General features: G+C 46.7%; 17 protein-coding genes. 2 read left to right on the forward strand and 15 right to left on the reverse strand.

Going from position 1 to position 24,879, the window contains the following annotated elements; all coding sequences use genetic code 11:
• Positions 1–265: 265 nt before the first annotated feature.
• Genes ACZ2XM_RS08235 through ACZ2XM_RS08250 form a run of 4 tightly spaced genes read right to left on the reverse strand, consistent with a single transcriptional unit; the run spans position 266 to position 5,820 of the window.
• Entirely contained in the window at positions 266–1,816 is a 1,551-nt protein-coding gene (locus tag ACZ2XM_RS08235) for an MFS transporter (RefSeq protein WP_490589403.1), read from the reverse strand.
• A 19-nt stretch (positions 1,817–1,835) separates the two neighbouring features.
• Positions 1,836–4,022, reverse strand: coding sequence for a Fe(3+)-hydroxamate ABC transporter permease FhuB (gene fhuB / locus ACZ2XM_RS08240; RefSeq protein ID WP_490589402.1), 2,187 nt, complete (start codon positions 4,020–4,022; stop codon positions 1,836–1,838).
• A complete protein-coding gene (locus ACZ2XM_RS08245) occupies positions 4,019–5,005 on the reverse strand; it encodes an ABC transporter substrate-binding protein (protein ID WP_490589401.1) in 987 nt (328 codons plus the stop codon). The genes fhuB and ACZ2XM_RS08245 overlap by 4 nt, the downstream gene beginning before the upstream one ends.
• Positions 5,006–5,055: 50 nt before the next feature.
• Positions 5,056–5,820: an ABC transporter ATP-binding protein gene (locus ACZ2XM_RS08250; protein WP_490610529.1), complete on the reverse strand. Its 765-nt coding sequence runs from the start codon at positions 5,818–5,820 to the stop codon at positions 5,056–5,058.
• 930 nt (positions 5,821–6,750) lie between these two features.
• Here ACZ2XM_RS08250 and ACZ2XM_RS08255 point away from each other — a divergent pair.
• Positions 6,751–8,025 carry a tyrosine-type recombinase/integrase gene (locus ACZ2XM_RS08255; RefSeq protein ID WP_490589400.1) on the forward strand — a complete coding sequence of 425 codons (1,275 nt, stop codon included), beginning with the start codon at positions 6,751–6,753 and terminating at the stop codon, positions 8,023–8,025.
• A gap of 5 nt (positions 8,026–8,030) precedes the next feature.
• Here the strand turns inward: ACZ2XM_RS08255 and ACZ2XM_RS08260 are convergent, their stop codons facing one another.
• Positions 8,031–9,953, reverse strand: a complete 1,923-nt coding sequence (locus ACZ2XM_RS08260) for an RNA/DNA-binding domain-containing protein (protein ID WP_490589399.1) — start codon at positions 9,951–9,953, stop codon at positions 8,031–8,033.
• Between the two features lie 318 nt (positions 9,954–10,271).
• Between ACZ2XM_RS08260 and ACZ2XM_RS08265 the strand changes: the two genes are divergently transcribed.
• The gene (locus ACZ2XM_RS08265) at positions 10,272–11,699 is read left to right on the forward strand and encodes an aspartate ammonia-lyase (RefSeq protein WP_490589398.1); all 1,428 of its coding nucleotides are present in this window, start codon (positions 10,272–10,274) and stop codon (positions 11,697–11,699) included.
• A gap of 139 nt (positions 11,700–11,838) precedes the next feature.
• Here ACZ2XM_RS08265 and ACZ2XM_RS08270 read toward each other — a convergent pair whose 3' ends face one another.
• The 10 genes from ACZ2XM_RS08270 to ACZ2XM_RS08315 form a co-directional block, all read right to left on the reverse strand.
• Entirely contained in the window at positions 11,839–12,270 is a 432-nt protein-coding gene (locus ACZ2XM_RS08270; protein ID WP_490589397.1) for a tetratricopeptide repeat protein, read from the reverse strand.
• 90 nt (positions 12,271–12,360) lie between these two features.
• Positions 12,361–14,106 (reverse strand): DUF58 domain-containing protein, encoded by a 1,746-nt coding sequence (locus tag ACZ2XM_RS08275; protein ID WP_490589396.1) that lies wholly within the window; start codon positions 14,104–14,106, stop codon positions 12,361–12,363.
• Between the two features lie 8 nt (positions 14,107–14,114).
• On the reverse strand, positions 14,115–15,191 hold the full coding sequence (locus tag ACZ2XM_RS08280) for an AAA family ATPase (protein WP_490589395.1): 1,077 nt from the start codon (positions 15,189–15,191) through the stop codon (positions 14,115–14,117).
• 94 nt (positions 15,192–15,285) lie between these two features.
• Positions 15,286–17,070, reverse strand: coding sequence for an amidohydrolase (locus tag ACZ2XM_RS08285; RefSeq protein WP_490589394.1), 1,785 nt, complete (start codon positions 17,068–17,070; stop codon positions 15,286–15,288).
• A 99-nt stretch (positions 17,071–17,169) separates the two neighbouring features.
• Positions 17,170–19,305, reverse strand: a complete 2,136-nt coding sequence (locus ACZ2XM_RS08290; protein WP_490589393.1) for a hypothetical protein — start codon at positions 19,303–19,305, stop codon at positions 17,170–17,172.
• Positions 19,295–20,254: a hypothetical protein gene (locus tag ACZ2XM_RS08295; RefSeq protein ID WP_490589392.1), complete on the reverse strand. Its 960-nt coding sequence runs from the start codon at positions 20,252–20,254 to the stop codon at positions 19,295–19,297. The genes ACZ2XM_RS08290 and ACZ2XM_RS08295 overlap by 11 nt, the downstream gene beginning before the upstream one ends.
• Complete coding sequence (locus tag ACZ2XM_RS08300; RefSeq protein ID WP_490589391.1) at positions 20,251–21,210, reverse strand: hypothetical protein; 960 nt, start codon at positions 21,208–21,210, stop codon at positions 20,251–20,253. Before ACZ2XM_RS08300 ends, ACZ2XM_RS08295 begins: the two co-directional genes overlap by 4 nt.
• Positions 21,207–22,406, reverse strand: a complete 1,200-nt coding sequence (locus ACZ2XM_RS08305; protein ID WP_490589390.1) for a stage II sporulation protein M — start codon at positions 22,404–22,406, stop codon at positions 21,207–21,209. Before ACZ2XM_RS08305 ends, ACZ2XM_RS08300 begins: the two co-directional genes overlap by 4 nt.
• Complete coding sequence (locus ACZ2XM_RS08310; protein WP_490589389.1) at positions 22,403–23,302, reverse strand: RDD family protein; 900 nt, start codon at positions 23,300–23,302, stop codon at positions 22,403–22,405. Before ACZ2XM_RS08310 ends, ACZ2XM_RS08305 begins: the two co-directional genes overlap by 4 nt.
• Positions 23,303–23,454: 152 nt before the next feature.
• Positions 23,455–24,471 carry a DUF805 domain-containing protein gene (locus ACZ2XM_RS08315; RefSeq protein ID WP_490589388.1) on the reverse strand — a complete coding sequence of 339 codons (1,017 nt, stop codon included), beginning with the start codon at positions 24,469–24,471 and terminating at the stop codon, positions 23,455–23,457.
• Positions 24,472–24,879: the final 408 nt, after the last annotated feature.

Genomic DNA, 24,879 nt, shown 5'->3' on the forward strand with positions numbered 1-24,879 from the left:
TGTGCTATCTTTGTGAACGATATTGTAAATGATAATTATTTTCGTTCATACATTTAATTTTACTAATTTAGTGACTTTAGAGGTTAAAACATTACCTAAACCCCAATTCCCAACTAATTAAAAATAATAATCTATTAAATAATATTAACTTAACTAATAGTGCTAGACACTTGTTGCGGATGACTTTAAATTAAGTACCTATGTCAATTAAGCCGCTATGTTAATTAACTCCCTATCTCATTAACACCATACTCTGGTGATAGGCTTAAGCTGACTTAGGAAGTTTGCAGGCGGATGGCAGCGTGAATAACAAAATTACCGCGATGACTACTAACACCTCTTGGATAGCATTTATCGTGGTGTTCTGAGAGCCGACCGCTAATAATTGAGTACTGCGGCCGTCTATATAGATGGTGGCCAAAGTTATGAATAAAGTAGAGAAGATACGCCGACTGATATTGTTGAGGGCAGCCCCTTCAGTGACCTCTTCTTTGGGCAAGCTGCTAAAACCCACTGTGGTGGTGGGTAGATAGGCCAACCCTACTCCGACACCTCGCACACTCATGATAACGATGAGCAACCAAAGCTCGGGTTGATACAGACACCACGCCAGCATCAAAGTGGACAGCACACTAATAATAATACCCAATATGCCAATATTGCGGGCACCGCGTCGGTCTACTATTTGACCTGCAAAGAGTGTCGTGACACTGGACACTAGTGTTGCTACCATCAGGACAATGCCAGTCCATATGGCGCTCTCCTGCATAACATCTTGGATGAATATCGGCAATAGTAAGAGACATAACATCAGCCCTAAGGTTTGGGTGATGCTGATGATAGTGCTGTGTAAATAAGTTTTATTGCTAAACAAGCGCACGTTGAGTAACGGCTGGCTCTGACGGCGCTCATAACCCCACCAAACGATAGCAGACAGTAAAAAGCCGCCAGCTAATAGCACCAAAGTAGCGAATTCTAACCAGCCATCTGAACTGTATAATGAGCTGAATAAATCGGTATTAAAATCTACCTTCAGGGTGCTTAGCCACACCATCATCGCAAGCAGCCAAATTAGCAAACTGACAAAGCCGACAGTATCAAAAGTAGCATGGGTATCTTGTGCGCTTATATTGGGTACGAACTGCCAGATCATTGCCATGACAATGGCACTCAATGGTATGGTGATAGCGAACAGAGTCCACCAAGCGAATTGCTCAACGAGGTAAGCCCCCACTAAGGGACCAAACGCCAACGACATCATAATGACAATGCCCCATAACGCCATCACTCTACCGTGCTGATGCTGCGGATAGATCTGATACAGTAGCCCAATAGATAGCGGGATGATAAGCCCGCCACTTAGCCCTTGTATGGCGCGAGCCACTATCACTAAGCCCATACTAGAGGCCAACATGCCAAAGATGGACCCCAGCATAAACCCAACTATTGCGGCTAAATAGACCCATTTGAAAACAAATATTTTATTGAGATAGCCGCTTAGCATTAGCCCTACACTCATGGCTAGGACATAAGCATTGATTACCCAGCCGCCCATGACAATATCGACATCGAAGACGGCCATAAAGACAGGAATCGCGGGATTAAGGGCGCTATTACTGAAGCTGACCACGGTGCCGCCGAGCAGTAGTGTGAGTAGCACCTGTTGTCCTTGTTTGTCACTCAGTAAGCTTAAGCCAGTGGCAACAGGAGCATCAGTAATAGTAGCGGCAGCGTGGCTACTGCCATTGTGGAGCTGATTAGCTGTATTAGGGCGGCTATCATGCTCAGTATTTTGACCCGCTTTAAATGCCGCCATCTGCTATATCCTTTTACCGCTATCTATGGGCAGCAGGCACCTTACGAATGAGCCACAAGAAGTAGCCACCACCGATAATGGCAGCAATCGTGCCCGCAGGTAACTCATAGGGGAAGATGACATAACGGCCAATCCAGTCGGCTATCACCATGACCCCCGCACCTAACAAAGCGGCTAACGGTAACTGCCGCTCAATCTTGACGGCACCGAGTGACGTGGCCAAGTGCGGTACCATAAGACCGATAAAGCTCAATGGGCCGACTGCTAGTGTACTGGCAGTACTGAGTGCTGCAACTAATGCTAAGACCGCGAGGGTCACAGGCGTCACAGACACCCCTAAATTACGCGCTACTCCTGGGCCTAAGCCCAAGACACGTAGCGGTTTTAGCAGCAGTAAGCTCAGCACAAATAAGATAGAGGCAATGCCAATGAGGTACCAGACTGTACTGGGCTGAGCGCTATAAGTGGTGCCTGATAGCCAACTGAGCATCGCCTCAAGACGGGGATCACCGGACAGCTTCACCATATGCATCACCCCATCCATCATGGCGGCAATGCCGATACCTACTAGTAATAGATAGCCTGAGCTAACCCTACGTGCCAGCCAAATAATCAGTAGTAATACAGCTATGGCGCCGGATAGGCCTGAAACTAGCAACGTACCAGCCCCGGCGGATAGGCCCCAACTTGGTAGAAATAAAAACCCTAAAATGACCCCAAGCGCAGCCCCCGAGCTAACCCCTAAAACCTCAGGGCTAGCCATCGGATTGCGCGTTAACGTCTGCAATAACACACCGGCGACGGCCAACATCAAACCGGTGGCAGCCGCACTCAAACTACGCGGCAGACGATACTGTTGGGTGAGCGCCCAATCCTTACTAATGCCCCAGCCATTGATATCATGCACAAATAGGCAAGCCAGCATAATAAGGGTAAGCACGCCAACACCCCAACGCCAAAATGCGATGGAGATATGCGTGCCGGCAAGTCCACTAGTCATAGGAGTGACGGTTTCTATGCGCTCGCGGCGCTGACGCAGAATCAGCCAAATAATAAGCGGTGCGCCAAGAATACCGGTCATGGCACCTGCTGGGATTTGCATGCCCAGTATAGGTTCAAGCAGTAAAGCGACATTACTGGTCAATAATAATAGCAATGCTCCCAGCCCAAAGGCGGCGGCTAAGCGCTTACCAATAGCAGAGATGCCTAGGGCATTGACCAAACTTGCTGCCCCAAGCCCGATAAAGCCGATTAAGCCCACTTCACTGATGACTAAAGCCGTTACCACGGCCACTATGATGACTACTAAGGCCCGAATACCATTGATGGGCACGCCCAAGCGTCTGGCTTGAGCATCATCTAAGCTCATCATGGTTAGTGGTTTCAGTAACGGCAAGCAAGCAACGGCCATCACAGCGGCGGTTATGGCCAGTAGAGTGCTGGTATGCCAACTGATTTGCGTCAAAAATCCAGCTGCCCACGACAGCATGCCATTGCTGCGTTCAGCGAAGAACAAAACCATGACATTGGCCACTGCCGCCAGTAAGATATTGACCACCAAACCCGAAAGTATCAGTATTAATGGGTTAAAACGGCTAGGCGCTGATAATGCAAACACCAGACCCATACTGAGGATAGCGCCAATAAAGGCCACGTAAAAACCACCATAGATGGCCAAACTTGGCAAAAATAAAGTCACGATGAGAATGGCCAATTGCGCTCCAACGCCCACCCCTAGCGTAGTGTCTGATGCCAGCGGGTTTTTGACCAACTGCTGCAGTAAAATACTGACGACCCCCAATAATCCACCGGCTAAAAGCGCCACGACACTAGTGGCTAGTATTTGCAGCTGTATTGCCATACTGGCAATATCCAATTGTGAGCTGGGTAGCCACAAATCACTGAGTGGTCGCAGCCACTGCTCCTCTACCAATGCCCAGCTGCTCCATAAAGACAAAGTGGCCAAGCCTATGAGCATGGCCCATAGTCGCCAAGAGATATTGGCCAATAAAGAAGGGCGTGGATTTGGTTCAGTAGGCTTATTTGATGACGGCTCATTTGGTGATGGCTTAGCTGTCTTGACAGGTTGAGAAAGTGGTTGTGGAGAAATTGGCGTCATAGCATCAGTACTGTCGGCGATTTGATGGTTGGTATTAGCAGTATTGCTAGCACTGGCAGCATTGTTAGTGTTAGTGTGGATACTCATAATAGCTCCCCACCTGTTAGGGTCACATCTGATAAGTTATTGGCCAAACCGACCAACGACGACATACCACCATAAATCCATATGGTAGGCAGTTGCCCCATACAGCGAGTGTTGCCATAGCCTAGACGCTGCCAAATCAAACTTTCTTTAATCTCCGCCTGCGTTATAGGGCTCAGTGGCTCAATAATTAATAAGCAAGTATCCTTATCCAGTTTTGCTAAATCGCCCAGTCGTATCGGTGTAAACCCCCAGTTATTGCCTTTGCCTAATACCTCAAGCTCTTTCCCCATACCGTTTAAGGCCGGCTGAAACAGGCTATTGGCCACATACATACGCATATTATTAGCATCAGCAAACTGTACCACGGCAAATTTCTTCACTTTTGGGTAACGCTGTGCTAATTTTTGGCTGGCGAGCTTTATATCCTGCTCACTTGCAACAATATAGTCTTCAGCCAATTTGGGATCATCAATCAGTGCGCCCAACTTACGCGTGGGTTCGGTATAGTCCTCCCAGGTTGCTGTCTCCCCTTTTGCTGCAAACATCACTGACTCAGCCGGTACATCACCATATAAACTCCGCGCATGCTCATAAAAAAAGTTATCTACCACCAGATCTACGGGCAATTGCGCGATTAATTCAGCATTGGGCTGATAACGAATGCCTAAATCGACAATCGACGCCGGTAGCTTAGGATCACCTACCCAGCGCTCCCAAACTCTGACATCCCCTGTCGCAATAGGGGGATGACCCATTGCCGTCAGAGTCGCGGCATTACCCCAATCTGGGGAGACAATATTTATATTCTTCTTAGCTTTGGTAGTGGTTTCTGAGGCAGATTTAGCCGGTGTCTCATCGGTTTGAGTAGCGTTATTACAAGCGGTTAAGGCCATACAGATTAAGACAGTTGCCCATTTTAAGGCAGCTGTAGGCAAGACTATAGAGAACTTTGACAGTCGATCTTTATGAAAATCAGGAGGCATAAAAGCGTGTCTTTGTAGGAGAGTTAGAAAAGGAAAGAGATAAGTGGATATTAAGCCACTGCGACAGGCTGACCTGTGACGGGATGATCCAGTAGTTGCATATCAATATTGAAGATATTACGCAGTACTTCAGGTCGCATCGTGCTGGCTATATCGCCGTTGTGACACACTTGGCCATTTTTTAGCGCGATAATGCGGTCGGCATACTGCGCGGCTAGATTAATATCATGCACAATAATCACCACACTCAAGCCTTGCTCATCTACTAATCGACGAATCAGTTGGATTACTTCGATTTGATAATGTATATCCAGGGCCGCCAACGGCTCATCGAGTAAGAGATACCTAGTATCTTGCGCTAAGCACATAGCCAGCCAAGCCCGAGAACGTTCCCCACCGGATAATGTGGCCGTAATACGGTCAGCAAAAGCTTCGATTTGCGTCACTTGTAGCGCTTGCGCGACTTTATCTCTATCCATTTGCGTGGGTTTTTGCAGCCATTTTTGATGCGGATAACGCCCTAGCATCACTAGCTCACGTACGGTAAATCCAGCGGCTTCAGGCAGTTGCTGCGGCAAATACGCCATTTGCTGCGCCAACTCTTTATTACCATAATCACTGATTTGGCGCCCATCCAATGTAATACTGCCACTACTACTGGCCATCTCACCGGCCAAGGCTTTAATCAGCGTCGATTTGCCCGAGCCATTGTGCCCGACCAGTGCCACCAGTTGATTGCTGCCAATCTCACAGCTCACCTGGTCTAGCAGTGTATTTCCTTGACGGATGACAGTAAGTTGATCGGCACGTAGCATAAAGACACTCATAGGTTATGAAGGGGGATTAAATAAAAGTTATTGTCTATAGCTGATGGCTTAGTTAGAGAACAATAATAAAAAACGATTTTACTCGCTAACGCTAATAAAAACAATTATCATTTAAAATGATAGTTCACTCTCCCCCTCCTCACGATTATAAATAGACTAAGTGTAAGACTGGGTCTGATCCAAGCATAAGTCATGGTCAAGGTTTATGAGCGTCCTAACTAAACCTAGATAAATGCAACACGAGCCAGCTCATATAAAAAGATCAGTGGCTTATATGCATAACAATATTTGCGCTGACTGTTAAGCCATAAATCTCCTTTGAAAAATCCAACCTAGCCAATCTGCAGTTGGCTCATTATCAGCACAACATTTAGTTTTTTGTAAAAACTCCTCTGCTCTCATTTTTTCTGCACTATTTATAATCCATGTACTTAAATAAGGCTATTTTTTCATGCTCTCCTACTTGCACAGAACAGTACTATGACCCTGATTAATTAATTCTGTGCGAGTACGGGAGCATGGTTTTTCTATTCAAATCTGCCTCTTAGCCGCGCTATTAAAAACCCTTTATCCTATTTTTAATCATTCCTATTCAGGCTATTTCGCTAAACCCTATATAGAGCAAGCTATTCATGGCTTACTCCCTTGATTTGCACTATACTATAATCATCCCCAAGGTAGCCTTGGGGATAATTAACTCTATAAACATTATATTTATAAGGTTTCTGGTATATATTAAAATATTCAGTGTCCAACATGGTGTCCAATTATCTAGCAGCAAGAGCAAAAATTACGCTGGTTAAGCTGGTAGCCTTTATAAGCAAATCTGCTGGTTATTCGGTTTCCTGCTAGTCAATTCTCTTTAGAACCCTATTTAACTTTTATCTTACGCACTCGCAAAACTTTACGGATCAAATAATGACCATCAACACCATAAGCGATATCAATAATCTGCAATGCCGGGATAAAGACTACTCGGTGAGTATTGCCGGTATCGCAGGATTAAGCGTGCGCATCTATCCGAACGGTAAAAAAGAATACTACCTGCGCTATCCGCATCCGCATATGGAAGGAAAACGTCCTAGGATGATGCTAGGCCGCGTCGATGAAGTAAGTCTGCACGAGGTCAAGTATAGAGCCGACGCTATCTTGGCTATGGTGGCCCAAGGGGTGGATCCCAAAGCCGCCCAACAACAAGAAAAAGTGAATAAGTATGCTCACTTAAAAAATGCAACTTTTGCAGAAATCGTAAAGGCTTGGCGCGATAATAAGATAGCCAGTCGTGGTAAGGCGAAATCTAGCAAGCTGTCTTTTAGTGAGTCGACCCTGAAGTTTTGGGATTTATGTTTGGGCTATATGTGCCGTGAGATTGGTGATTTACGGATGAATGACATTACTAGCGAGATCATATTAAACGTTTGTGAGTCTATTCAAAATAATAACAATCAGGCGACCTTCGTGGGTGCTAGTACCCGGCTCTATACCGAAAAAGTTTTTGCTTTTGCGGTAGCACGTGGCTTGTGTGAGCGTAATGTCGCTATAGATACCCATGGTGAGCTGGCTCCGGCAAACTCAGGCAGGCACTTGCCCGCCATCACTAAACCAGATAAGTTTGCTGTCCTGTTGCAAGATATGGCCGCATTTAAAGGCGCTAGTGCTATTACTTTAGCCGCTATAAACCTACTGCCGTACGTGTTTGTGCGTAGTATCGATCTGCGCTCGATGCGCTGGCAAGATATTGATTGGGATAATAAGCTCTGGGAGTTCTCCCCCACTAAGGGCGAAGGTCGTGACGATATGGTGTCGCATCTGGTCGTGCCATTAGCGACACAAGTGCTCGAGCGTTTACGAGAAATTCAAAAGGTCACAGGGCATAAAGAGTATGTGTTTGCGTCGATGCGTGACTCTAGCAATGCCTATATTAGTAAGGCCACGCTAGTGCAGATATTTCATAGGCTGGGCTATAAAGATGTGCAATGTGCGCATGGTTTCCGTGCTTCTGCCAAGACCTTACTTATGGAGCAACCCGAATTGCGCTATTCGGATATCGTCACCGAGTTGCAGTTGGGCCATAGAGTCAAAGATACCCATGGTGGCGCTTATAATCGTTTGGATGAGATAGATATCCGCGTGCAGATGATGCAGGATTGGGCGGATTATATTGATGGTTTGCGGGGTGCTATAAGAGTGTAGTTAAATCATAAATCAGCCTTATCATTATCTGAATCTGATGCCATTAACCATTGTTCACCTGAAGAAGTAATGATATAGGCTTGCTCTGGATGATTGGGCGTTTTGTCATAGACATGGCTTAATAAGCCTTCAGTAATCATAAGGTTAAGATAAGATTTACGCAAATAATCAGGGTTACGGTTTAAGGATTTTGCTAAGTCTTCTATACCCAATGCGGACTGCTGGCATAGCCTCAATATAGCCATATACAATTGTTTTTGCGTGGCTTTCTTGGGAAATGCTACGGGGTCTTTCAAACTGTGATCTGCTGGCGTCTTAGCTCCGGAGGTTTGAGCATTAGCTCCGGAGGTTTGAGCATTAGCTCCGGAGGTTTGAGCATTAGCTCCGGAGGTTTGAGGTAAAGGTATCGTTTTTATATTTGCCGCATAGTTTGTCAGTACATAAGAAGTCGCGCGACCGCTACCCTGCTTTTGCAAAAGATTGTCACGACAAAGCTTTGCCAATAGCTTGCTAGCCATCAATGTATCCAGCCCAGTAAGCTCTCTTAGTGTCCCGTTGTTCACACTGCCGGTCTCTTTGGCTAACATCAAAGCATTGGCCTCAACGTCAGATAACTCCTGTCCAAAAGCATCTAACCAGCGTAACTGCTGGTTGTCCATCAACTGATGGAGTAGAAAGCTGGCAGTAAAGTGATTGTTATTATAATCACTATTAAACTCTGGTGGCGTCAGTCCCATCTGCTTGAGCTTATTACGCATGGTACGGATACCACTGCCTTTGGTCTCTGCCCATTTTAAGTCATAAAGCACCGCTGCTATTAAGGGGTTACGAGTCACTGAGCCGGCACGATCTAACGTGTCTAGCGGTTTTAACGAAAACCCTGCATTGTGCATATCCAGATGGTCTTTATAGCGGTTAATTTGTGAGGGTTGATGCACAGCATAGTCTCTATGCATCACCATATTGACTACCGCCTCACGCACCACCCGCTGTGGCAATAATGACTCATCCGAGCGCTGAAGGGCATTGTCTTCTAAGCGAAAATGATTAGGCATATCATCCATAATCATTGCTTCAACGCGCGGAATCATCGTTACTAAAGGCTCACGAAAGTCTTTAGTGTATAAAAACCTTTCATCAGCATCCTCTACCCATTGCGTACCAGTGCTTCTTGTATAGTCTACACGTGCCATGGGTAAATGCCGGCGTAGCGCTGCCACAGAGCCAAATAATAATAAGCCTGCAATATTGGGCTTATTCTCGCCATTCACGCTTTTTAGTAAGTGAAATGAATCCAATAGCTCAACATCACTGTAGTCAAGCTCCACGGCATCCGGCTGCACTTTAACACGTTGTTTACGATAAGCCGTAATAGCCTCTAGGTCTATATCGCTCCATGTCACATCCGGCAAGACAATATTTTCATAAGACTGTCCTGTTTTGGCCATAATAATGTCTTGTAGCTCTTCAATACTGGCTTCATAGTCATTGTTTAAGCCTCTACGCCACACCCCTGTTTTTGAGAAATTCTTCTTATTTCTACCGCTAGTAAAGCCGCAAGGTTTAGAGACGGCATCCAACTCAAAGACTTTAACCAAGATAATTTCTTTATCTTCAATAGTTAGCACGCCAGCATCTATCTGAACCATACGGTTAAATTGATTGCGACAGTTGCCTTGCAGTTGATTGAGGAGATTATCGGTATCTGATACCCCACTTATCCAAAAGTTATCATGCTCGTCATTTGGCTCAGACACTCCCAATAGCAGATAGCCGTGTCCAATATTAGGTTCATTCGCGAAAGCACACACTGTCTGCATGACGGAGTCACCTACCCCGACGGATGCTTTTTTGGCCTCGATATGACGCAGCTCACCGCCAGCTAGTAGCTGCTGATAGACAGATAACATTTCATTTTTTAATATCATTTTTAGTCCATATTTGACTAATTATCAATTATAGGTATCAGCGTTAATGATAACAGGGTACAAGAGATTATGGGAAAACAGATTGCGCCTAACCGAGCCTAATACAGCGCTCAAGGTTTACCCACATATATCGATATTTCAATTGTAGTTTATCTAAAGATAACTATATAATATTTAACGATATTGAAGGGATTAGCACTGGCTGCTACTCTAGATAACCTATTCGAAATATTTCCTCAAGGTGGTTAATTTATGGCCCTAGTGCGATAAGTTAGCCGCCTTTCTATTGTGCCACTGAACGACTCACTAAGAAGACCTATGACTATGGTAGATAATACTCAGCAAAACACGGATAACCCGCACACTCGTATCGAAGCGGATTTACTGGGTCAGCAAGATGTCCCAGCTAATGCCTTATACGGTATTCAAACCCAACGCGCTCACCAAAACTTTAATATTACCGGTGTGCCAATCAGTCATTTCCCTGAGCTAGTCAAAGCCTTAGCTATGGTGAAAGCCGCTGCAGCGAAAGCCAACCATAAACATGGCCTGCTCACCGATGACAAACTCAACGCCATTTTAGCCGCCTGTGATGAACTTATTGCTGGCGAGCATCACGATCAATTCATCGTTGACCTTATCCAAGGCGGCGCCGGCACCTCGACCAACATGAACGCCAACGAAGTCATTGCCAATATCGGCTTGGCCAAGCTAGGCTATGCGTCTGGTGAGTATAAATACCTACATCCTAATAATGACGTCAACCGCTCGCAATCTACCAACGACGTCTACCCTACAGCAGCTCGTTTGGCGATAGTGTTTGCCGCGCAACCGCTGATTGAAGCCGTCACCAAACTACAAGAAAGCTTAGCGGCTAAAGGGGAAGAATTTAGCGGTATCCTGAAAATGGGCCGTACTCAGATGCAAGATGCCGTGCCTATGACCTTGGGCCAAGAGTTCAATGCTTTTGCTAGTGATTTACGCGGTGAGACCGCGCGTATTAAGCGCTCTTGCAATCAATTATGTGAAGTCAACTTAGGCGGCACAGCTATCGGTACCGGTATTAATGCGCCGAATGGTTATGCTCATTTAGCGGTCGATGAATTGGCCGAGATTACGAACTTACCTGTCAAATTGGCTGAAGACCTTATTGCCGCCAGCTCGGATATGGGGTCTTTTATCACGTTCTCCGGCACGCTAAAGCGTCTAGCTATCAAACTATCTAAATTAAGCAATGACTTACGTTTGCTATCTAGTGGGCCACGGACAGGATTCAGTGAAATCAATCTTCCTGCTGTACAACCAGGCTCTTCTATCATGCCTGGCAAGGTCAACCCGGTTATCCCAGAGGCTATGAACCAGACTGCCTTCCAAGTGATGGGCACGGACATGACGATTACTATGGCGGCAGAAGCAGGTCAGCTCCAGCTCAATGCTATGGAGCCGTTGATTGTCTATAACCTGTTGAATAACGCGCGTATGTTAGAAAAGTCGATTCGTATGCTAGATGAGCTGTGCATTCAAGGTATCACCGCTAACGAAGACCGTTGTACCTTCCATGTAGAAAACAGCATCGGCATCGTAACGGCCTTAGTCCCACACATTGGCTATGAGAATGCCAGTCGTATCGCAGGCCAAGCGTTACTTAGTGGCTTGGGTGTATCTGAATTGGTCAAACAAGAGAATCTGTTAAGCGAAGCAGAGTTGTCGGCTATCTTGTCACCGAATAATATGGTTAGTAATTAAAGCTTTGCTTGGAATAATAAAGTGATGATGACTATTCACTTACTGTTCTAAATTATGACTCTATATAAAAAAGGCCTAGAGATAAACATCGCTCTAGGCCTTTTGGATTCTGCTATTTGTCAGCTATATGCTTGGGTATTTATTCAGGCTTTTCACCGGTCAGCTCAACCAATAAATCGTGAATCTCATTCTTTAGCTCTTTATCTTCAATCTTATTAGCGGATATCTTGGCATTCTTTAAATTTTCTACCGCTTCTTTAATCTGACCCATTTGTACTTGTAGCTCCGCCATAGCATAGGCAATCGAGGACATATAGTCTTTTGAATTAATCCCCGTGGCTTTCTCTAAGGCTTTGCTATATAACGCTAAGGCTTCATCACCGTCCTCAGTAAAGTCGGCTAAGGCTTCCCATTGTACTGGGTGGTCTTTATCCGTGCCTTCGTTATCGACACAGATAGCCTTTAAATCGGCATATAGCTCATTGAATAACTCTTGGTTTCTACGGTTGCTCGCCTCTAACAGCTCTTCGGCTAGGACATAAACGGCCTGATATATTTTGGTGTTTAACATAAAATTTTACCTTTCTTTGTTAATAATAAAATGGTTATAGGGGATTTTTTTCTTAAAAATCGAACAAATATTTAAATTTTTAAGAGTTGACTACCTTTTTAACGATAAATACGCCTGCGTTAAGGTTAATGGTAACTTATTGGCGGTAGTCTGCAAACAAAGCGCGCCCGTTTGCTGGCTAATCTGCGCATGCAACTGCTGACGACCTTGCTCATAATCGACTAGCGCATGGTACAGCAAAGCGTCGTCTAAAGCGTACGGTATTGTATCGCCGTGCAGTCTATCTACGAGCGTTTGCTCCATGAGATTGGCAAAGACGACTTTATGTTTGCGACTGAGTGTCTGCACTGCTTGTAGCAGCTCTTGGCTTGCCTCAGCACGGGTATTGGTAATGAGTACGACCACACTGCGTTTTTTAAGTCTGGCGCTGAGTTGTTGTGCGGCTAATAGATAGTCACTGGTCTGCATACTGGGCTTGATATCAGCCGTCTCATTAAGCATATTACGGATTAACGCCACCCCTTTGGTGGGCGGTAAATACACGTCGGTACCGCCAAAGGTCATCAGGCCGACTTTATCGTTCTGCTTATTGGCAATATAAGCCAGTAATAATACCGCATTCAAGACCTTGTCAAAATAATTGGCTTGGCTATGCTGCGAGACGGACTGCGCAAAACCATCACCTACCCTACTCGCCTGCAATACACTTGTTTCTATAATGTCGGTATGTAAGTCGGCATCGATATCACTGACATTTTCATAGTGTTCTTGATGGCGCATTTGCTCACCGCAATCGAGTAACAAGACCACATTCTGATCGTTATCATCCTCGTACGCTTTACTCATCATCCGACGCAAGCGGGCACTGGCTTTCCAATCAATCTGCCGGATAGCATCGCCGGCACTATACTCGCGCAATTTTAAAAAGTCGCTACCATGACCTTGCTGCATCATAGCTTGCACGCCTGCCTGCACACTCTTTTCAAAGATAGCGGACAGCTGATTGCTCATCAATCCCGAAAAGTCCGCTAATACGCGTAGATATTGACCTTGATCGCTACTTTTAACGTTGTTGTTAGGGCTAGTATTTGCCGAGACTGCGCTAATAGCTAACGAGCGACGGAATAATTTTAAGGGCGACCATACCCGTAAATGCGCCACCCCAAAATAACCCGTACCGCGAACGGTAGGTAAGACAGGGTAAGCAATCTTTAAGGTATTTATGTCTGAATCTTGGGCATCCCTATCATTAGAACGGTCATTAGATTTGGTTAGTGGCAAATTAACCCGAATAGGCATGGGCTCTAAAGGGCTTAGCTGGTCGGGGTACTCGTCGTAGAAATCGAGCGTTAGCTTTTTTGCTACGCCAAGCTTGCGTAATAAGCCAATTAAGCGCTGAGTCATACCAGCTGGGTGTGTCGAGCTATGCGCTATAAAGGATAGGTACGCGGTAATCTCAAGCTCATGGTATATCGGGACGTTATTAGGATAGCTGCGTTGTAGCGTATAGTTCGTGACTTGGCTTAAGGTTAATAGGCAAATGACATCCAACACACAGACAATCGCTAGACATGCTAATACTATAAAACATAGGGTGAATAACGGAGTCGTAAGCGCCGCTAACCCTGTCACTCCGAAACCATTGGTCAGATCTAAGACCGTAGCTATCGTCAACACTAGCCACCAAACCAAGATAATCTTAACCAACCGGCTGTTAGGTTGCCAATGACCAAAGCGCTGTCGCCACTTTAGCTTAGCGTTAGGTAATGGCGCTACCGACTGCTCAGATAGTCGCTCAGTAGCTAGAGTATTAGGCGTGGTTGACGCTGGGCTCATTATGGTCCTTACTGGCGCGGTGCTGGCACGGAGGCCAAGACCTGCTCAATGACCTGCGCGGGTTGTACGCCTTCAATCTGATAGTCCGCACTTAAAGCGATACGATGACGTAGCACGGGTACCGCCACACTAAAGACATCATCGGGCACCACGTAATGGCGACCTTCCATCAAGGCGTTGGCACGCGCAGCTCGTAGCAAGGCAATACCACCCCTAGGCCCCGCACCGGCAGCAATACCTTGGTGCTGGCGGGTCATCCGAGTAATCTGTAAGGCATAGTCGACTACCCTATCGTCCAGACGCACCTGCGCGGCCAGTTGCTGTAACTTGACCAATTGCTCAGGCGTCATCACTTGCGGTACCGCGGATAAATCTAAAGTCGCGCCAATACTGCCGCCCAATACGGTCTTAAGCATTAGCGCTTCGTTATCTACTGTCGGATAGTCGATAAGGATGTTAAATAAAAATCGATCGAGCTGGGCTTCAGGCAAGGGATAAGTCCCTTCATGCTCTAACGGATTTTGCGTGGCTATGGTGATAAAGGGTTCGGCAACCGGATAGGTCGTCCCTTCGATAGTCACCTGCTGCTCTTGCATGACTTCTAATAAAGCCGCTTGAGTCTTAGCAGAGGCTCGGTTGATTTCATCGGCAAGCAACAAATTGCAGAATACAGGACCACGACGCACCTTCCACTCGCTGGTCTGCATATCGTATAGGGTATGTCCGGTAATATCGGCAGGCATTAAGTCCGGGGTAAATTGTACTCGGTGATAAGTCCCGCTGATGGCCTGCGCATAAGCCTTGACCGTCAAGGTTTTGCCTAAACCTGGTAAGCCTTCTATCAAGGCATGCCCGCCCGCGACCAAGCAAATACACAGCTGTTTGATAATATCGCTTTGACCAATAACTGCCTGACTGACTGCCGCCATTAAAGCATCAGTTTGGGCTTGTGCCTGTTGCCATTGCTGCGCGCTGCTAGTTTCTAGATGATCAGCATCTAAACGGCTAGCGTCTATAGCAGCTGCCTCAACAGACGCTCCCACTACGGGTTCTAAGTCAGGCTGACGGGCTAAGTTGTCACTCATAGGTATCCTTACTGGTCAGCCTTCACTGACGCTATTGTTTTTTAGCAGGGTTGCGGGTGGCTTATTAGTCTTCTATATAAGTACTCTGCATATTCTATGGCTTAGTACTATCAAAAATTACCTTACCATCTTTAATAGTCTTCATCACGTTGATGTCTTTGATAGCCATGGGTGCAACCGTGACTGGGTTTTTATCAAGAATAACCAAATCAGCACGTTTGCCTGCCGTTAAAGTACCTTTGCTGTCTTCTTCAAAGTACTCGAAAGCGGCATTAGTAGTAATAGCTTTTAACGCTTGGTAAGGGGTAGCTCGCTCGTCAGGACCGATCACTTGACCCGAACGCGAGACTCTATTCACCGCTGACCAAATCCCAAACATAGGATCGATTGGCGTGACCGTATCATCCGAATGGTTGGTGTATAGCAGCCCCATTTTATCTGCAGTGGCCAGCGGGCTTGAGCGATAAGCGCGGTCTTTACCTAAGTTTTTGACGTGTACATCACCCCAAAAGAAAGTGTGATTGGTAAAAAATGACGGCAGCATCTTGTACTTTTTAAAGTCATCTAACTGGTCTTGACGAGCAAATTGTGCATGCACCGGCACAGTTCGGCGATCTTTATCCAGCGCCTGCCCGGTCTTCTCACTGGCATATTTATGCGCCGTTAAAATCATATCGGTGGCGCCGTCGCCATTATTATGGATAAACAACTGATTGTCATTGGCATAACCCATCACAAACATCTTATTTAACTCGTCCTGCGTGACGCTTGGTAGACCCTTGCAGTCCTTATCACAGCCTGGTACTTCAGTGAGATACGGTTGGCTAAAGTAGGCGGTCTTACCTTGTGGCGAGCCATCTGCGACAATCTTAGTGCCTTGGACCTTAAAGCCATTTTGATAGGTCTGCCATTTAAAGTCTTTATCCGCCAAGTTTTCTTCTAAGTCACTGACCCCAGCCAAAGATACGAGGTCAATTTTTAGCTTGCCAGCATCGGCTTGCGACTGAAAGAACTTAATAGCGTCGCGCGTGGTCGAGCCATCTTGCGCAGTGGTTATGCCATACGCGGCATAGTAATCTTGCGTTTGGTCAAAGAATTCAGCTTGCTTGGGAGTGAGTACCGTTAGCATATTGCGCACAAACGGGTACATAGCGGTTTCTTGTACCAAGCCATTAGGTTCTTTAGAGCCTTTAACCCGGTCGATAATACCACCATCTGGGTTTTTGGTCTTCGCCGTGACCTTCATTTCTTTTAAGCCTGCAGAGTTCGCCACGCCCATATGGCCACTGGTATGTTGCAAATACACCGGATTATTAGGCAGTACTTTGTCTATGTCAGACTTGGTGGGATGGCGCCCTTCCTTAAGTTGGGTTTCATCGTAGCCGTAGCCAAATATCCACTCGCCATCCGCTATATCGTTTTCTGCTTTATAGTCTTTTAGGGTTTGCATCATGTCACTGATACTGCTGGTATCGCCGATAGGTGGTGGGTTTAAATTTACCTGCCCCATAGTATTCGATACCATACCAAAGTGGCTGTGCGGGTCGATAAAGCCTGGCAGTAAAGTTTGCTTATTCAGGTTTATTTTTGCTGCATGCTTATATTTATCGCTAGCGGCTTGTAGACTGCCCACATAGGCGATTTTGCCACCTTGCTCTACTAAGGCTTCTACTTGTTCCGGTGCATTGCCTTCCATAGTGATGATATCGCCATTGTAATACAGGGTGGCGGGCGTGCTATTGACTGTAGCATCAGGCGACTCGCCAGTATCGGTCAGCGTTTGGCAGCCGGTCATGCTCATTGCAGTGAGCACAGCGGCAGACAGTGTAGTGGCCTGCAAGGTTTTATTAATGGACGGTCTAGTAGTTATAATAGTCATGGAGTTTCCTTTCTTAAGTCTTTGAATATTTTAGAAATGTTCGATATGCCGAATAAGTTTAACCCATCTAAATATTTGAATAGTGTCTTGTAGTATCTCTTATTTCAACAGCCATTGCACAGTCCACAGGGTCTGCGTCATTTGCGTCAGCTCAAATGCGGTGTTGCCTTGTTTCGCAGTGGGTAATAACGCAGCTCGCAAACGCTCAGGGGTAATCTGCGCTCTAATAAAAGTTTCGTTAGTCAAGAGGTTAGTTAATAGGTTCGCCAGTTCATCGTTGGGCAAGCTTGCTTTTATACCATTGTGCTCAGATACAGGGCTTGGTGACCCTTGTGCATAGCGTTGTTTCTTTTGCTCTAGCTGCACTATTAATACCTGCTGTAAGGCGCTCATATCGGTCGCAAAACTATGCTGCATCGTTAACGCATTATCAGCCATGCCAACTCTTGTACCATCGCTAGTAGCTGTTAACTTGGCGAGCTGCTGGCGTACTTGTGCCCGAGTTACCTCTAGTAACTGCGCTGCTTTATCCTGCTGCCAACCATAACGGCCGACCTGCCGGAAATAACGCAGGATATCGTGTGATTGATCGTCTGGTAGATGCGCCATCTTGCCAAAGCGATTGAACAGCGACCATAACCAGAGCATAGCCAATAGCGCTAGCCCTAATACGGCGGGTCGAGCTTGCTGCCATAGCATGACTGGCAAGGGATCAATATCCACATTGGGCAAAATCCAAACTAGGCTGCTATCTTCGGTCAAGTCGATAAGCCAAGCCGCATTATCGGCACTCAGTAAGGTCACATAGAAGTCTGGATGCAGCCAATTAGCTAATGGCGTGTCTAAGCGGGCGCGCTCATCGACGCGGCTGTCCGTAGCATCTTTGGGTAGGTCTAAATTGGGGTTGGGATTGGCAAAGCTGTGACTATCCACCAATACGCTAATACGACCTTGACCAAAGCCAATGTCCAGATAAATATCATCAATAGGCTTAAATAAGGCTAGGAGCTGCTCATCGGATAGAGCCAATATTGCGGTAAGTAATTTGCTTAATCTACGCGTCTCTATTTCTGTGGCTATAACGGTGCTAGACGTTGCCGTTGCCTTAGACTTATCAGCCGGTAATGGCTTCGTGGCGGTACTCTGTTGAAGTAACCGCTGCTGCTCGGTTAAATATCGGCGAATAGGTGCGGCCTTAGCTGACAGTACCTTTTTATTATTACTCTTTTCTGTCTCAAGGCCCTTATGTTGCGGGTTGTGAAAATGAACCTTAGCGGTGTCTGGATACCACGCTTGTAGTAAGTCGGTATTGAGCTGTTGGCCACTGTGCGGACTTTGCACTAGGAGAGTGGGCTCTGCGGGCGCTATAGCATTCTGCACGGCCGGATTAGATAAAGTGCCAGATAAGGGGCTAGGTAAAAGAGGGTCTACAGGTAATAGGGCTAAAGGCTGATCTTCTGCTAAGCGAGTGAGCGTATTTTTAATAAACTCTGCATCCGTTTGCGATTTACCCTGATATTCTAAGGGCATCTCAGCCAGTAAATCCTCCAATTGCTCGCTTATCTCAGCCATGTCGTCACTATCACTACTGTCCGACTCTGGCGCTACCGCAAAGATACCCAACTGCGTTAAAAATTGGTTACCGGTATTGAGTTCACCTATCAGCTCCGCTAGCTCTGAGTCATTGACTATATCTTCTGCTACTGCTCCATTCTGCTCACTCTGTAGCGCTTTAAGGCGCGCCAGCACCGCTTGCATAGCTTCATAATTGTTGGCATCAGCAGTAAAGGTGATGACATGCCCGCCCTGCTCTACCCATGAGCGCAATTGTTCAAAACGCTCCTCAGTGAGCTTACTGCCTATACTGTTAATAATTAAGGTAGGCTGTTTTTCACTACTCTGATTTAGCGGTGGCAGGTCGCCTAACAACGTCTTTAAGTCACTGTCTAATAAAGTGGTCGCGACTTCATCCTCTGAATCGATAGCGCTATGTTGACTGTTAATCAATAATTCAGCGGCATAATAAGGATTGTATTGGGCTTGAGCACGCAGCTGATAGTCGGTATTACTAACCTGCTCGAAATTGGAGAAAAACCACCAAACTATCAAGGCTAATAATCCTGCGAATAACAAAACGCCAATAGCGTACGCGGGACTTATATTATGGGCAGATAGGCGAAACTTGGGGTTCGTTGCTTGGTTAGGCTTGGTACGTGGCGAGGTGTTATTTGGCATGCGTCACCTCCGCAGTAGCGCTAACCGTATCCTGATTCTTAGTGGTAGTTTGTCGTCCTTTTAATGTGGGCAACTCAACGAGCCAGTGGCTTGAAACTTCGCGTATTTGTGCAGCAAGGGTGGCGCTATGTTGGCTGGCATTGACAGCATCAGCGGCTGAATCATACGCTGCTAGTACCCACAGTTGAATAATACCGCTGATATAGTGATGCTGACCGGACTCATTAAGCTGCTTAATTTGCGCCAGACATTGCTTTTCGGTCATTGCTGGGGCAATAACAAGCTGTTTCGACAGCATCAGCCATCTAAGGCTGCCGCGATAAAGAATAGAGGCTGCTGCGGTTAGCTCTCCTTGCTGTAATTGTGCTGATACCGCTACCGGTATCTGCTCGTGCGCGGGTAAGGCCTGCCAACGTTGGGATAGCGACTCTGGATTATACGGCTCAATACGACTCCTGCGCGATAAGCGGGACTGCATCGTCCCTACCCAACCTTGCAGATAGCCAGCTCGCCGTGCTACCCAGACAATAAAGGCTAATAGCGCTAGTACCAGCAACCCTTTTAATAATAAAGAGAAAAATGCTGCCGTACCCGAGTCGCCCTGGCTGCCAAACAGCCACTTTAATAGCTTGGCCAACCAATTGGGCTCGCGCTCCTTAGTGCTGGCAGGCTTCTCGATACGTTGCCAGCTTTTGACGGCTTTGGACTCCGCATAGTCAGCACTGGTGATAATCTTAACTAAGTCTTGGCGAATGCCAGCTGCGCTATTATTAACATTATCAGCAGCTATTACAGACTGCTCTGAAGTATTGGCAGCACTGGTCACCGTAGCAGCGCTGGCAGGTAAGACTATTATGGTTGCAGCCAGCCCAAGCACGAGCGCTCCCGCGACTCGGTATAGCGGCAGACAATAGTAACGTTCCATAGATACCGGACCCTTCGACATCATCGCGGCTCCCCCATCGTCATAGAGGTGTTGGCACTAGATGTAGCATTAGAGTCGTGACTAGGTATACGAGCAGCGGCAGATGCAGTTTGCTGAGCTCTGGTAGCCGCTACAGAGGATGCGGATAAAGCAGGCTGGTTTGCCCGTGACTGTGAATGGGTGGTGAGCTGTCTTAACGGGTCCGCCTGATCGCGCTCATAACGATGGCGCAATTGCTTAAACACCAACTCAATATCCCAGCCTTCGAGTAAGCAGCGCTTGGTCAGATAGACCGCAAAACCACCGGCAATGAAAAATGGCGCGACGATACTGGCAGCCAAAAAGTAAATAAGCGCCCAGCCTAATTCCGCCCATAACGGCCCTTGCTCAATTAGGGTAAAGAGCGTTTCAGTTTTGACAAACTGGGTCGGCATTAGCTGCCAGATTAAGACTAACGTCGCCACCCCTAATATCATTTCAATATGCAGCATAACCGTAGTATGCCAACCGAGCCCACTACCTTGACCACGTGATAGGATTTGTGTGCGCGCTTTAAATTGCTTTTTGTCAGGTTGCTCAAGTAGCAAGATAGGCAGCAACAATTGCCGTTGTAGCGACAGTCGCTTAGTAACCAATAGCGTCAGTGCATTATCTTTACTCTGCCGCCAACCCGATAAAATACTGCTCTTGACGCTAGGCGCATCCGCAAATAAAGCTTGGCCTAACCACAGCAGCATGGGCTTCTCGTATAGCGGCTTTAGCCACCAAAACACCAGCCCGCCAAAAGCCCCAATACTTATCGCAAAGTTCACATCGAGCCACATACCGCCCAAGTAAAACACCAGATAAATCGGCAGCGCCATGCCGAGCCAAATTTGCCATAGCGGCAAGAACCATTGCCGCGCCATCATCATACCTAGATCCAAGGCTTGTGGCGTGCTCATCGGTCTAATGGCAACCTTCATCGTATCCATATTCATAGTCGGTTACCCGATACGCGCGGCGCATGTTGGGCTGATAAATCTGATTCTGCAGCGACTAGCTTGGTGGGCCTGATTGTCTGGCCTGAATGGTATAATGGGTCAGTAACGCTATTTTGCATTGCGCCATATCCGAAGGCTTTTTGTTCGCGCCGGCCCGCTAGACACAGATAGCCAATCACAAATGCCCACAAGAAAGCCGCGACAATATATTTTACCGCATCAGGAATAATATTAGACGAGGACCAAAACGCTTCGATAAACGCCGCTATGAAGGTCATGGTGGCAGCCCCGACTAACAGCTCGATGCTTTGCTTACCGGCAATCTTAAACGCTTCGATACGACGATAATTACCTGGCATAAATAGCGACTGCGCTAGTCTTAACCCGGCTGCACCACTAATCACGGCAGCGGTTAATTCAAACGAGCCGTGTCCCGCCACGAAAGGCCAGAAGGTCTCACCAAAGCCTATGCCGCTGAGGTGACCGGCAACTCCACCAATGACCAAACCGTTATACAGTAAGCTCAGCAAGGTGCCTATACCGGCAAAGATGCCCATACCATAAATACGGAAGTCGATGCCGACGTTGTTATAAATATAAAAGCCAAACATGGCGATATCGGTATCTGAGCGACGTGTGCTGTCGCGACCTACCATATCGTTGGCCGGGTTATACATCTCTTCCATCTGCGAGACTTGATCTGCTGGCATGATGCTAAACAGCATATCCGACTGCTCATAACTGGCCCAGCCCATTAAGATAGCGGGCACTAAAAAACAAGCTAAGCTGAGCCAAAATAGACCAGCATGAGTACGCAAGCGCACTGGAAAGGTATAAGTAAAAAAACGATAGATGCGCGTCCATAAGTGACTGTCACGCTGATAGAGCTGCTGATGACCCGTAATGACTAAATCGTGCAAGTAGGTGACCAATTGCGGGCTGTAATGGCGCTGTTGTGCTAACGCATAATGCTGACAGATCAAACGATAGAGCCGGACAAACTCGTACCCTGTTGGTTCGTTGGTCATTTCAGTAGTCGTCTTGCGCGCCTGTTCAGGAGTTAAGTCTGCACTGACCTCTGAGTCCTTTGCGGCTGCCTCCTTTTTTGACTTTTTCTTGGTGCTATCCGTTAGCAGTTCTGCGAACCTCACCCAAAGAGCACGATACTGCGCTTCAAATTGCTGCTGTTTCATCGTCCAGCCCCTTGGATCACTTGTGACTTCTGCAGTACTGCTGAGGTTACGGCCTCTTTTCTGGCTTGCGGCGAATTTGGTTTGACGATGACTAAAGGCGCTAGCGCCATAGCAATCTCTTGCTGGCGGGCTACCGATAGAAAAGCCAGTCGTTCGCTAAAGGCGACCAAAGCTTGCTGTTCATTTAGTTGGATAGGATAAAAGAATAACGGCGATGCTGGATCAAACTGGGCTTGATAGTTTGAGTTCGAATTAGCATTTGAGAGAGCCGATAAAGGAGCTGATGATGCGTTATTGGGTGAGGCAGAATTAGAATTGGGATTTTCTAGAGACTGACTCGCTAGCAAGCCATAGACACTTTTATAAAGTTTCTCGATATCGTTTTGCTGCTGATAGACCACTAGCGTGCCGGCTACCAAGTCGCCAATGCGTTGCGAGCGTTGGGTAAACAGTACCGTCAATGCGCCTGCGGCAAAGCCAATCGGCAAGAAGTCCGCCACTCGTAATAGATTGCGAATCATAGAGGATTGTAAAGAGATGGGCGTGCCATCATCGTGGCAGACGTAAATACCTTGAGCTTTTTTGCCGGGGGTCATACCGCGACGATACACTTCAAAAAATACGGGGTAGAGCCAAGTAATTAAAAAATAGCCAATCGCTAAAATACCGCTGCCTGCCGTCCCAAAAAGCGCCGTGATAATACCCAGTACGACCATGACCGCCATACGGATAGCAAAGTCGATGAGCCAAGCAGAGACTCGCGGCATCACCCCTGCCGGCATCAGCGAGAGCATTAAGCCCTCTGGCGTTGGGTGCAGCGCAATGTTGTCAATGAGCGGCTCATGAGTAACCTGAGTCTCGGTGGGGCTCCAATGACGGTACGGCGAATAGGACATAGAGAGGCTTTATCAAAAATAGCATGATTAGAAAGAGCAGCGTACCGTCGAGCCTAACGGTTTAGCACAAATAATGCCATAAAAAAGGCTAAATTATTACGAATGTCTGCACTATCATCTATAGTAGAAACTATTGTCACCTCTACTAGACATTATTTCGCAGGCGCAGGCTCAGCTTCTGCCTCTTCTCTATAGATAGTCGTCTGCGCTTCCTGTTTAAACTCTTCAAAGCTGATAGGCGCCTGGGTATCAATTATCGGCTGCTCGACCACGTTAATCTCCGGCTCAGCAGCACTAGCAGCCTGAGTATCCGTCGGCGTCTCTGCTACTGGCGGCGTAACGGCCTCTTGAGCAGCAGGGACAGTAGCCGCTGAATCTGTATCGGTATTACTGTCGCTCCCCTCTACGATAACCGTATCTTCCATAGGGGCCACCTGGCTGAGTAAAGAGTCATCTAATAAGTTGGGCAGCAAGATGGCGGCAGCGACCCCGATGACAGCCATTATAGGCAATAGTAACGCTAACCAAAACTCGGTGCGGGTATAAGGCGCTGGCGGCAACCCATAAGCATTAACCCCATCATCTCCGCGAGCAAAGTACATATACAGCAGTAAGAAAATATTGATTAGCGGCACGATGAGCAGCAGTAACCACCAGCCCGATTTGCCAATATCGTGGAGGCGACGGCGCGGCAAGATGATGTAAGAGTAGATAGCAGCAGGTAAGGTAAAGATAGAGATAATAGCTAGGATAAGACTGACCGCACCCGGCCCTAATGCTGAGCCCAGTAAGGTGCCGATGATATACAGCAAGGTCGTAATTAAGCCCCAAATCACCCCAAAGGCCAACAGCTGAACCCGGCCTATACGACCATTAAGCGAGTACCAATTGCTAGTGTTATAGCTGGTATGGGTAAAATCTTCTACACCCAAACTGGTCGTAGTAGGTGGTGAATAATAATCGGGCTTGCTTAAATCAGGCGGGCTGGTATGAGCATGCTCGGATAAAGAGTCGTATTGAGGGTCGTCAACAGCGCTAGTATTGAGAGTATTAGCACTGTTCTTTTTACCAAACTTACTCAGAAAACGTTGATGACTGGCACCTAGACCGTCGCCATCTTCGTCACTTTCCGCTTGATGCTTAGCTTTCTTCTTAAAAAAATTACTCATATATCAACAGCCCAAAGCAAACAAATTTTATAATTAAATTCATTATAGCCAAGCGTTATCGTATTGTAACGCTTTTCTTACTGATTTTTTAATGAAGCGCATAATACGCTTAATAGCTTGAGCTACCTGCTCACCCCTACTCTTAGTAATTAAGAAACACACACTATATCAAAGCCCTATCAATTTATAGCTTTAATGCTATACCACTAGCTATTCGACACCTGCCAGCTAATGATAATGAGTTATTAGTAGATAAAATAAGTTTTTGTAATTGTGCTCGCTAGTTTCTAGTACCATAGACCCCCTAAGCAGCTTTTTGTTACATTAACATTCAGTCTGCATCCTGACATCATTCATATGATTTTCGCTATAAGGCTGGTCGCGAAGGATTGCTTCGAGCCTATTTAT

The sequence above is a fragment of the Psychrobacter sp. CoH-33_TS_01 genome (genome assembly GCF_058189395.1).